General features: G+C 38.4%; 8 protein-coding genes. 5 read left to right on the plus strand and 3 right to left on the minus strand.

Translation table 11 applies throughout. The features are described from left to right. Complete coding sequence (locus NEOC84_RS08105; protein ID WP_166157855.1) at window positions 1-1,791, minus strand: ATP-binding protein; 1,791 nt, start codon at window positions 1,789-1,791, stop codon at window positions 1-3. Between the two features lie 386 nt (window positions 1,792-2,177). Here NEOC84_RS08105 and NEOC84_RS08110 point away from each other — a divergent pair, with 386 nt between their 5' ends. Continuing rightward, complete coding sequence (locus tag NEOC84_RS08110; RefSeq protein WP_166157858.1) at window positions 2,178-4,202, plus strand: RasGEF domain-containing protein; 2,025 nt, start codon at window positions 2,178-2,180, stop codon at window positions 4,200-4,202. Here NEOC84_RS08110 and NEOC84_RS08115 read toward each other — a convergent pair. Beyond that, complete coding sequence (locus NEOC84_RS08115) at window positions 4,191-5,234, minus strand: Xaa-Pro peptidase family protein (protein ID WP_166157861.1); 1,044 nt, start codon at window positions 5,232-5,234, stop codon at window positions 4,191-4,193. The genes NEOC84_RS08110 and NEOC84_RS08115 overlap by 12 nt on opposite strands. Window positions 5,235-5,237: 3 nt before the next feature. Next, the gene (mutL, locus tag NEOC84_RS08120; RefSeq protein WP_166157864.1) at window positions 5,238-7,067 is read right to left on the minus strand and encodes a DNA mismatch repair endonuclease MutL; all 1,830 of its coding nucleotides are present in this window, start codon (window positions 7,065-7,067) and stop codon (window positions 5,238-5,240) included. Window positions 7,068-7,267: 200 nt separating this feature from the next. Between mutL and NEOC84_RS08125 the strand changes: the two genes are divergently transcribed. The 4 genes from NEOC84_RS08125 (at window position 7,268) to NEOC84_RS08140 (ending at window position 12,177) form a co-directional block, all read left to right on the plus strand. Continuing rightward, window positions 7,268-8,503: a CCA tRNA nucleotidyltransferase gene (locus NEOC84_RS08125; protein WP_166157867.1), complete on the plus strand. Its 1,236-nt coding sequence runs from the start codon at window positions 7,268-7,270 to the stop codon at window positions 8,501-8,503. A gap of 165 nt (window positions 8,504-8,668) precedes the next feature. Continuing rightward, window positions 8,669-8,869, plus strand: a complete 201-nt coding sequence (locus tag NEOC84_RS08130; protein ID WP_039383053.1) for a DUF3185 family protein — start codon at window positions 8,669-8,671, stop codon at window positions 8,867-8,869. Between the two features lie 850 nt (window positions 8,870-9,719). Then, window positions 9,720-10,904 (plus strand): DUF4116 domain-containing protein, encoded by a 1,185-nt coding sequence (locus NEOC84_RS08135; RefSeq protein WP_166157870.1) that lies wholly within the window; start codon window positions 9,720-9,722, stop codon window positions 10,902-10,904. A 205-nt stretch (window positions 10,905-11,109) separates the two neighbouring features. Continuing rightward, a complete protein-coding gene (locus NEOC84_RS08140) occupies window positions 11,110-12,177 on the plus strand; it encodes a DUF4116 domain-containing protein (protein WP_166157873.1) in 1,068 nt (355 codons plus the stop codon). Window positions 12,178-12,414: the final 237 nt, after the last annotated feature.

The following is a 12,414-nucleotide window of genomic DNA, read 5'->3' on the forward strand; positions in this document are numbered from 1 at the left end:
CTACCCATGCTTTAAAGGGGATAGTAGGTGCCGATTAATAGGCAACTTAACGGTAAAAACCGTTCCTACGCCGATTTCTGACTGAACAGCAATATGGCCAAAATGCTTTTCTACAATGGTCTCTACGATAGATAACCCTAAGCCAGAGCCTCCCATTTTTCTAGAATGAGCCTTATCCACTGTATAAAAACGTTGAAAGATATGTTCCAGATCGGTAGCAGGAATCCCGATGCCCTTATCGGCAACTTTTACTATAATTTTGTCTTCCTCGGCTTGAAGATAAATGGTGATTTGGGGAGGGGCAACCGAATATTTAGCAGCATTATCGATAAGATTAATAAAGGCATGTTCTAATAGATGAGGATCTGCTTCAAGAGTCATCTCTTGATCACTAGGCCTTTCAATCATAATTTGAGCATGGCGATGCACCTCTTTAACCGATTCGCAGCAATTTTTAATAATTTCATGCACATCACACTGAATGAGACGCGATTCGGGTAAATTTTCCACATCTGTCAAGGTTAAAAGATCTTTAATAAGATTATTCATTCTTAAACAGTTGCTTACAATCTTGGAGGTGACTTCTTTAAAAGTTTCGGGTGGCAAACCGGGATTATCATGTAAAGTTTCAGCAAAACCCCGAATAATGGTAATAGGGGTCTTTAACTCATGAGAAGCGTTAGCAATAAAGTCTTTACGCATATCTAAAAGTTTGTAGTGGGCAGTCATATCCTGAAGTACGACAATAGCGCCACTATTCTCCTTTTTAGGAGCAGCTACTAGATCTAAATATAATCGTTGGGAAGCATGCTTAATTTGCACAGCATCTGTGAGCACTTTATTTTGAGCTTGGCAATTGAGCAAAAGAGCTTGGAATGTTTGAGCATGTTGAATTTCATCAGAAAGATCGCTAAAAGACCTACCTACTAGGCGATTATTTTCTAACAATTTACAAGCCATATTATTTGCATAAGTGATCACCCTATGGACATCGACTGCTATCACCCCCTCTCCTAACGATTCAAGAATAGCCTCTTTTTCATTTCGCTCCTGTATAAGATTAGCGATATGGCTTTGAACCCTTATGGAAAGAGAGTTTAAAGTGCCGGCCAACTTGATAAACTCATCTGTTTTGCTAAGGCTATTTAATTCAATTAAAGGCACCACATGGGTTTCTCCCTGCTGGTAAGGATTGATTGCTTTGATAATTTGGTGAATAGGACTGGTTAAATGATTAATAATAAACCAGGTCATCAAGCTAAAAAGCATAAGAATGGCTGCAGCCAAAGCAATTACGCCTCTTTCAAAATCATGCGTTAGCTCCGTCACATACTTATAAGGAAAAGCTGTACGTAAGACATATGGCTTACCATGGAAATCAAAAGTAATCGCTAGATAGGCAAATTTTTGCCCTAATAGCTCCGAATAATCCTCATGATATCCACGCCCGATTCTAAAAGCCTCTAAAACTTCAGGATGTTCCACAATATATTCTTGGTTAAAGCGCAGGCCTAAAATTCTTTTGGTATGAGAATCATACAAGACCTTGCGCTCATTATTGACGACACTAATACGAAAAAAAAATAAAGCTTTTTGCTCTTTTAAACGGCGTATTAAAGCTTCATCATTAGGAGCTGTCTGAATTTTTTCAATTAAAGCTTGAGAGCTATCATACATAGCTTGGGTAGCAATCTTCTGAACTGTACGGGTAGCAAAAGGATATAAACCCGCAAGAAAGGCTAGAAATACAACGAGATAGGAAAAAAATATCTTTTGTCTAAAGCTTAGCATGAAAATTTAAAAACCCTGTTTTTAATAGGATAAGATTAATATAAGAACAGCTTTTTATTGATGATATATTTTATCGTAAAATTCTTGAAGAGGCCATTGGATGCTAAATTGTTCATTTTAGGCCTAGTCCGGTTTAAAATTCGCCCCTTTTTCACCCTTATAACAAGCTTAAGCTGCCCGTAAAATATATTTACCCTTTTAAAGATTTAGATAAAATGTAAATTTTTAATTTTTTAAGGGAATAAAAAAAATAAGCTTAAAGTTAAGAACTTGCAGCTTACAATTGTTAATTAACACTTCACTTACAAGCTTTATTTGCATTTATAATTAAATAATAATTAATAATTATATTATAATAACTATTAGTAGGATTTTAATTATGAGGTATGCAAATGTCTTCTATAGCCAACAAGCCTTTTTCTCCTTCCGATTTCGCAACAACTCCCTCAGCAGCTAGACCCTTACCTCCTAATAAACCTTTGCCAGCTATTCCTGGCCAACCAAAAGTTTCTCCTACTGGACATATATATAGCCAAAAAAATTCCTTAGAGTCTATTCCCTTAGGAAAAACTCTTTCTCAATCAACAGAAGCAACCCCTTCCGAGCTTAAAGCCCATCGAATTATTCCTTTTACTTTAGATAAAGCTAGCTCCCTTGTTCAAACTGCAAACATCAAGATAAGTTCTATTGCTAAGAAAACCTTTGAAGAAAGTAAAAGATTAACAAACAAAGAACAAAGACAAGAAGCTTTTTTTAATGCGCGAGAAGGTATCCAAAAAGCTAAAGAAAAAGCTAGAGACTACAAAGATAGATCAGCAGAAAAATTAGGCGAAATTAAATCGCTGCTAAACCACAAAGTGACAACGTTTAAAGAAACTTCTGTTCGCTCCATAAAAACGACAGCCCTTAAGGTCAAGCAATCTACTGTCTCCTCGTTTAGAGAGGTAACCTCCTCAGAAAGAAGAGAAGAATTTTCTAAAAATTTCAAGGTAGCTTCTGAGCGTTTAAAAGATAAAAATGTGCAATATTTTAAAAAAGCGCAAAGCAAGGCAAGCGAAGTAAAAAGTAGCCTGCAAGCCAAGATTGATAATAGTGCCACCTTAAAAAACATCCGCCATACAATCTCTGCCCCCTTTAAAAGCACTGAAGCCAATCGCATGATGGTGGAGGAAAGGGCTGCACAAACTAAAGAATTGTTTGCAGATATTTTTAAAAATATAACGAAAGAAGAACTTTTAAAGAATGAGAGTGCAAGAGAAAAATCAGAATATGCAGAGATTTGCCCCCATATAAATCAGTGGGTGAAGTTGTCAAATATGATCAGCAATTCTACAACCTCAAAAATTGTTAACACAGACAATTTAGGGGAGCGTGTTAAAGCGGTTGATTTGTATGTTCGCATTGCCGATCAAGCTTTTAAAAATGGCGATTTTGCCACTGCCCAGGCAATTTTTTTAGGATTAAATCAAGGAAGTGTGCAGCGGCTGCATAAAACTTTTGCCGCCCTTCCACGGCAAACAAAGAATATATATGCAAATTTGGAAAAAAGCTTCTCCAATCCTAATTACTTTTCTTTAAATAAAACTATGGAATTTGCTGAGGAAAACCCTAGTTTATCCATCGTTCCCATGATCCATACGGTCTTATCAAGAATTGTTTTAGATGGAGAGAAATATATGAAGTCTAAAGCAGATTTAAATGAAACACGCCAAATTGATAAATACATTTCTTCATTTAAAGAAGCGCCAGAAGGATTAACCGCCGAAATTAATAATCTAAACAAACAGATAGAAAGCATCAGCAAAGAAATTAATGAGGCTAAATTGAATAACGTTTCTTCTTTAAAACTTTCTTATAAAAAGAGTGACGCAAGTTTAGAACTTTCCTATGCTTTAAAAGTAGAAAAATTTGGCGATTACATTCAGTTGCAAAAAGCAGGCATTTCTTATGAAACTCATAAAGCTTATCTAAACCAACAACTACAAGATATAAACGAAAGAATCCAGCAAGCTGAAAAATCAGGCCAAGCTATTGCTTCTGAAGAACAATTTAGTAAAGAAAATTTAGAAAAAGAAATTGAGATTGCAGAGTGGCTTTATCATGTGGCCAAAGAAATTTACTCGAAAAATTCCTCCCTGGATTTAGAGGGAATGCTGGAGAAATTCAAGCTAAAAAATGATAGAAACAGCAAAGTTGCTGAAGAGAATGTAAAAACGGACGAAAAAAAGTTAGATTCTTTAATCAATGACCTTACAAAATTACAGACTTCTCATCCCTCAAGCAAAGATAAATCAGCAGGGGTAAAGGAAAGCGATTGGTACTTTCAACCCCCAACAGATAAAAACCAATTCGAGAAGGATATATATGCCCAATCTTTAAGAATCGAACCCCGTGCCTCCTCACGAGCCTAGGACTTGATAGCCGGTAGAAGTAATTAGGAGGGTGTCTTCAATACGCACACCTCCTACACCAGGAAGATAGATGCCAGGTTCTATAGTGATGACCATCCCTTCTTGCAGCGGTAGCTGCTGATAAGGTTCTTTATCACGGATCGAAGGCCACTCATGGATTTCTAATCCTACCCCGTGGCCTAAGCTATGTAAAAAATGCTCTCCATAACCGCACGCTGAGATGTAATCCCTAGCTGCCCGATCTAATTCTCCTAAAGTTATTCCAGGCTTACAAAGCGCCATAGCTCGTTGCTGAGCTTTTTCTACAATTGCATAAACTTTCCGCATGATAGCAGGCGGCTCACCCCAAAAAAGTGTACGAGATAAATCCGAGTGGTAACCTTTCCATTTCACGCCTACATCAAACAGCACCGTCATGCCTTCCCTTAACTTTGTCTCTGCTGGGCGATAATGAGGTAAAGCACTATTAGCTCCGAAAGCGATAATAGGATCAAAAGCTACTCCCTGAGCTCTCTTTTTTTTCCAAAAAATCTCTAATTCGGCAGCCAATTGGTCTTCTCTTACCCCCTCTTTTAGAAGGCTTTTAATATATTCATATCCTTGCATTCCCAGTTGGGCGGCCTCTTGAAGAATAGCTATTTCCTGTGCATCTTTTAGAGCACGAATTTTTTGAAGGGAGTGACTTAAAGAAACCAATTTAAGATTTTTAAACTTCTCTTGCATGCTTACATAGGTTTGATAGGAGATCGTCTCGCCATCAAAGGCTAGCGTACTAATTCCTTCTAGCACGCTTTCTAAAGAAGTTTTATCACTTAAATAAACAGGCACAGGTGCTTGATTTTTACAATATTCATAGTAACGATTATCCACAAAAAGAGCAGAATGGCTTTTAGTTTTAATAAGCAGCTTTCCCGCAGATAAGACTAACCCTGTCAAATAGTAAAGGTTGGTAGGATCCTCGACAAGAAAAGCTTCAAGGTTAGAATCATGAAGAATTTTTTTAACTTTTGCTAGACGATTTTGGAAATTCATAGACTACCCTTTAAAATTTCTAAATATCTCTTCGGTGCTTATAAAAGCAAGAGTAGACTTTCCTTGAGGGCAAAAAAAAGGCATAGAGGTTGCAAACAATTGATTGACTAGCGATTGAGCTTCTTCTGTTTGCAAGCGCTTGCGGTAATGGACGGCAGCATGGCTTGCTGCTACGGATAAGCGTTTTTCCATTTCTTTATCCCTCATTTTACCTTCCGGAAAGTTGTGCATCATATCTAACAGGTCTACTACCCATTTGGAAAGATCTATATTTCCGAATGTAGCTGGGATAGCATCTATCATAAAGCTATGAGGCCCACTTTCATGGATATGCACTCCCATCCGCGCAAAATCATCTAGGTTCGTAGATAGCGCAGCTGCTTCCGAGGGAGGCAAATTGATATGATGAGGAATTAATAAAGATTGAACAGCTGCACTTCCAGTGCGTGCCTGCAGCAAATTTTCAAAAATCACTCGAGCATGTGCTGCCTTCTGATCTACTAAGCAAAGTGTATCAGAGGATACCTGTTTCCACGCTTCTAATGAGTAAGCATCCAAAATAATATAACCTGGTATCGTTGCCAAAACACGAGGAAAAGAACGTTTTTCTTGGGTAAGAGGAACATGGAAAGAAGGCTGAGGTTCCTCTTTAAAGGGAACCTTAGCCATAGGGGGCAGCGGCTGATACTCTTTAGCTAAATCTCTCTCTTGTACAGGATGCAAGGAAAAAGCCGGTTTAACGGCAGGCATTATAAAGGTGGAGGTAGATGGCGGAGAACTAAAATCTTCATGAATAGGCTGATGATCTCGGCAAAAATTTGCATTACCTTTATGAATAGCTTGCTGGATTCCTTTAAGGACTAATTCTCTTAATATATTTTCTTGACGAAGTCGGACCTCTTTTTTTTGCGGGTGGACATTTACATCCACGGTCTCACCGGGCACATTCAAATGTAACACAAAAATAGGATGTCGATTAGTCGGCAAACTTGTGCCATAGGCATCCCGCACAACTGCAGATATCAAGGGAGAAAAAACAGCGCGCTTGTTAATAAAAAGATATTGACCGGTACGATTTTGACGAGAATAATGAGGAGCTCCTACATATCCATGCAAGCTATAATCACCATTTGTAATCTCTACTTCACAACAGCTCGTCACAAACTCGGCTCCCATTAATGCAGCAATTCTCTCCTTCAATTGATGGGAAAAAGCTTTGCCCGGAGAGCCTCCCGTTTGGATTTCATTAATCTGATTGTTGATCAATTGAAATTTAACATGGGGATGTCCAAGAGCAAGTAGGGTAATGATTTTGTGAATTTCCTGAGCTTCATAGGCAGGAGATTTTTGAAATTTTCTTCTTACCGGGACATTAAAAAAAAGAGACTTCACTTCAATCGTCGTTCCAGGAGCACGGGCAGCGGTGCCACAGTGCATGGGCTTTCCTCCTTCCACAATCACAAGGGTGCCTTCCCCTCCCTCTTGTGGAGCAGTCAAGAGAGTGAATTTGGAAATAGAAGCAATTGAAGGAATAGCTTCTCCTCGAAATCCCATAGAGAAAATTGACTGGATATCTTCTACTTCTTTAATTTTAGAAGTAGCATGGCGTTCCAGGCAAAGTACGGCATCATCCTGCTGCATTCCTGCACCATTGTCAGTTACGCGGATAAGCTGGCGTCCCCCTCCTTTAATCTCTACGCAAATCTCTGTAGCGCCTGCATCTAAAGAATTTTCCATTAATTCTTTTACTACAGAAGCTGGGCTTTCAATGACTTCGCCTGCTGCGATCTTATTAATAGTATGTTCATCAAGAACACGAATTTTTGAAGGCATAATACTTATTACTCGCTTAAATTTCTCAAGTATAAAGGATGACTCATAAGCAAGCAAGGAGAAGGATATCAAAAGATAAAAGCATTCCTGAAGTAGCTTGAAGAAAGAAAACAAAATAAAGATGATCGTTAGTTTTATAGATTGCAAGAATGCCTTGCTATCTCTTGCCTCCTTATAGCTTTTTTTAGTAACATGATTCTATGCAGATTAAAAAATTAGCTACAGATATTGTAAAAAAGTTAAACCAAGCGGGGTACAAAGCTTATTTTGCCGGCGGTTGGGTACGCGACTATTTGATGAACCAACCTTCAGCTGATATAGATATTGCTACAGATGCACCCCCTGAGGTGATTTTAAAACTTTTCCCTCATACCTTTTTAGTAGGCTTAGCTTTTGGAGTGGTCATCGTCATATTAGAGGGATATCAATTTGAAGTGTCTACTTTCAGAAAAGACTTAGAATATGTCGACGGTAGAAAGCCAAAAAGCATTGAACTATCCAATGAAGAAGAAGATGTAAAACGTCGAGACTTTACTATCAATAGCATGTTCTATGACCCTTTGGAAGAAAAGATTTATGATTACGTGGAAGGAAGAAAAGATTTAGAATTAGGTCTTATCCGCACAGTAGGAGACCCTTTTGAGCGTTTTTCCGAAGATCGTTTACGTATGCTAAGAGCTATACGTTTTTCTGCCCGCTTTAATTTTCGGTTAGATGAAGCCACCCAACAGGCTATTCAAGAAAAGGCTAGCACTCTTTTTCCAGCTGTTGCTATAGAAAGAGTATGGAAAGAATTTGTAAAAATGGCTGGTTACCCTCATTTTGCAAATGCTTTGATGGAAATGCACCGCTTGGGTCTATTAGGAGTTATTTTTCCTTCACTTGCTCTCTTAAATCTAAAAGATTTAAGTCAATATCTTAGTCCTTTTTCAAGGTTTCCTACCTATACTCCTACTATTTTATATATCCTTGAGCTATTCCCCTCTTTTGATACGCAACAGCTGCAAAACCTTTGCAGTTACTTGCGCCTCAGCAAGGAAGAGACTAAGCTTGCTATTTTTGTGCAGACTGGAAAGCAACTTTTATCCGTAGCTCAAAGGCTTCCTGATCCTGAATGGGTCCACTTTTACGCTCATTCATACTCTCAAGTATGTCTAGAGATCTTCGCAGCCCGCCTATCTGAAGATAGTGAAGAAGCTTTTTATCAAGAGCATGAACAGAAGAAGGAACGCTTGAAACCTCATATTGAACGCGCGAGAAAAAAACAGCCTTTAGTGACTTCCAGTATGCTTAAATCTTTAGGAGTTTTGCCTGGTAAAAGCATGGGCCTTTTATTGCAAGAAGCAGAAAAGAACGCTATTTTGCATAATCTGCAAGCCCCTGAGGAAAGCATAAAAATGCTGCAGCAGTCCAAACATTGGCCGAATTTGAACTAAAGGCTTTTGCAAGGGTCTTTTAAAGCCAGAAAAAAACTATACAAAATATAGGAGTCAGCTATAATAACTTTACAGCTTGAAATAGTAGAATGGATTATGTAAAAAGCTTTTTTATCAGTCATACAAAATTAGCTAATTTTTAAATTATTTACCTCAGGAGAATTTATGCGTATATTAGGTTTGGTTAGCTTAGCAGTTGGAATTGCTCTTCTATTATTTGGCATCAATTCTTCTCAAGCTTTCACAGAGAAGGTCGTAGAAGATGTTACGGGCCGCTATACAGACAATACAATGTGGTATATTATTGGCGGGATAGCTATGATTGTAGGAGGAGGAGCCCTCACTCTTTTTGGCAGAGCTAAATAAAGAAAATTAAAGGGTAGAGGAGTCGATTCACCGGGGTTTTATACCAGATATAGCAACTTTTAGAGCTCAAAGGAGCATTTTTATTTTGATCATAGCCCCCTTGGCAGCAAGCAGAAATTTGTTTGATTGTTAGTATCGGTAATATAAACATTTCAAGCCACCGGCATTCAGTATAAAGGGGGCTTTTTCTTTTGCTTTATTTGGTGAAACACCCAAGGTAGAGTCGTATTCCTCTTTGATTTTTTAAAACCATCCATTGGCTTTGCTAAAATATTTCAACCTAGATCGCCTATCTGTAGTTTAAGCTTATAATGATTCAATTTTCACGCTTTATCTCCGTGCTGCCTACCTTTTTCTAAAGACTGCTTGTGCAGAAGGCATGAAATGGCTTAAACCATTAAGCCCTCAGCAGTAGGGCTAGAAAAATTAAATCATAAATTTCTCAAGTATAGAGTCCATCAATTAAGAGTTGTGATAGTTATTTAGCAACATAACAAGCTGGCCTTGTCGAAGTAATATAAGGTTAGATGCCTTGGAAGGATGCCCAGTTAGAGCTTGAAGTAAAGCTAGTTCTGTTGAGCGTATGGCTATAACTTTCTGGAGTTGTCAAGCGCTATGTATGTTAACTTGGGTTAATAATTTTTCTTCATGAGCTTATCTAAAAATTCTATAAAGGTGGTTTTATTCAAGAGATAAAACTGAGCATCTAAAAATATTTTTTACCTCAAATCTCAGTAATAAAAGACAGCCTCCAATTAAGCAGAACAAAAAAAATTACTTTTTTTGTTGGATTTAAATCAAACTGAAATTAAATTTGGTTCACATCTAAATGAGATCAAGGAGATACAAAATGGGAATAAGCAATTTATCTCAGGCATGCAGTAGGATAGATAATATCAGTGACTATATCCCTGTTGTCAGCACGGTCACTAATTTAGTCGATCTCTTCCAGAAATGTATTATTGCGACCTTCATATCAAAAGAAAGCTTAATAAAAAGCCATTACTATAGCCACCTTAGCCGTAAAAGCTTTGGAAGGTGCATAACCTTGCTGATTCCTGTTTTGGGTAATCTCACCATTGGTATCATCGACTTCCTGCATCGAAATGATGCTAATAAAAAGCAACAAGATAAGAATTTTTCTCCTAATCATACAGCTCTTCAAAAAGATAAAGAAGCTTTATTTGCTCTTGTTAAGAAAGATGGCCTTGCTCTTAAGAGCGCTCGCTTAGAACTCCAAAAAGATAAAGATATCGTGCTGGCAGCCGTTAAGCAAAATGGCGAAGCACTTCAATATGCTAGCCGCGAACTGAAAGACAATAAAAACATTGTACTTGCTGCAGCCGAGCAAAATGGCTGGGCCCTTGAGTTTGCTAGCCCTAGGCTGCAGAATGATAAGGATGTCGTACTTACGGCTCTTCGCCAAAATGGCGGAGCCCTTCAATACGCCAGCTCCAAGCTTAAAGATGATCCCAAGATTGTACTTGCTGCTATTGAAGAAAACGGCTGGGCCCTTCAATACGCCAGCTCCAGGCTAAGAAAAAATAAAAAGATGATCATTGCTGCCATTCAGAACGAGGGCTGGACTCTTAAAGAGGCTAGCGAAGAGCTTAGGAACGATAAAGACATTGTGCTGGCTGCTGTTAAAAAAAGACCCCTAAGGCTTCGCTATGCGAGCGAAAAGCTTAAAAATGATAAGGATGTGGTGCTTGTCGCAGTTAAGCAAGATGGCTACGCTCTTGAATTTGCTAGCCCACAACTGCAAAATGATAAGGATGTCGTGCTTGCTGCTATCCAACAAAATGGCTGGGCCCTTCAATATGCTAGTCCCACACTTAAAGACAATCTAGATATTGTGCAGGCTGCTGTCCAACAGAATGGGTGGGCCCTTCAATATGCTAGTCCCGCACTTAAAGACAATCTAGATATTGTGCAGGCTGCTGTCCAACAGAATGGTTGGGCCCTTCAATATGCTAGCCCAAAGTTGCGCAATAGCGAGGAGCTTATTAAAGTAGCCAAGCTGACTAGGAAATAAACACCTTTAGTACTTATTTAAAAAGGCATATTTATCAAAGTTCGGCCGCCTAAAATCTCTTAAAACCATGGGGACAAGCAGGCCTACTTTCCCTTGCTTCACAAGCTTTCCTTAAAGGGAAATAAAATAAATTCTATAGGTTTTAAATAATTTTTTATTTAAAATTAATTTCTTTGTTAGACAACCAATTGATATGGAAGCTCCCATGAAAATCTATGATTTATCTCAAGCTTACCGTTCGATTGATAATGTTGCAGACTATATTCCTCTAGTTAGCACAGTGACTAATTTAGTTGATATTTTCCAAAAATGTATCCTTTTATCTTTTAAGCAAGAGCAAAAGTTTCCTAAGAACCCTTATCATGCTCACCTCAGACTTAAAAGTTTTAAACGATGTATAATTTTATTGATCCCTATCCTAGGGAATATAAGCGTAGGAATTTGGGATTTTACTTGCTCTAGAAGCAGTAACAAAAAGTCTATAACAACGAATGTTGAACGAAAGAGTTCAGCTCCCCAAAGCAGCAATAAAAAGGCGAAGAACAATAAAAAGCTGCTCCTTGCTATTGTCAAGCAAAATGGTTGGGCGCTCGAATATGTCAACAAACAGTTTAAAGATGATAAAGATATTGTACTCGCAGCTGTCAAGCAAAAAGGCATGGCCCTTCAATATGCTAGTGAAAACCTCAAAAACAATAAAAGCGTGGTGCTTGCCGCCGTTCAGCAAGATGGCTGGGCACTTGAGCATGCTAGCAAAGAGCTTCAACATGATAAGCAAGTGGTCTTGGCTGCCGTCCGGCAACATGGCTCGACGCTCCAAGAAGTTAGCGAGGAGTTTAAAAATAATAAGGAGATCGTGATTGCCGCCGTTCAGCAGAACGGCTGGGCCCTGCAGTATGCTAGTGAAAAACTTAAAGATAATAAAGAAATTGTACTTGAAGCTGTGCGCCAGAATGGCTGGGCCCTACAGTACGCTAGCGAAAAGCTTAAAAACAATGAGGATGTCGTGCTTGCTGCCCTTGAGCAAAATGGCTTAGCCCTTGAGTATATTGGCCCCCTTTTAAAGGAGAATGAGAATGTTGTGCTTGTTGCTCTTAAGCAAAATGGTTTGGCCCTTGAGTATGCTAGCCAAATTTTTAAAAGTGCTGAGCATATTGTGCTTTCAGCTGTTCAGCAAAATGGTAAAGCACTCCGGTATGCCAGTTATGAACTTCAAAAAAACAAGAAGCTTATCAATCTTGCTAAAAGCAGAAGCTCTCCTCTGATCCCTTAGCTTCCTTTTAAAATCCTTTAGAACTTTCAATGGAAATAGAAGATTTTTAAACAAGATATTTATCGCTTTGGAAAAGCTTCTGCAACCTTAAAATAAACAACTTGGAAACTTTAATCTCTATTTTTAGCTCTTATCATTGAGTGTAAATTAAAAGATTGCTTAAGGCAACGAACAAAAGTAGGCAGGGTAATCCAAATAAAGAACTTAAGAGAAGGGAGAGGAGGCGCGATTCATCTA

Origin of the sequence: Neochlamydia sp. AcF84 (assembly GCF_011087585.1) — a bacterium.
In the GTDB taxonomy this organism is placed as follows: Bacteria; Chlamydiota; Chlamydiia; order Chlamydiales; family Parachlamydiaceae; genus Neochlamydia.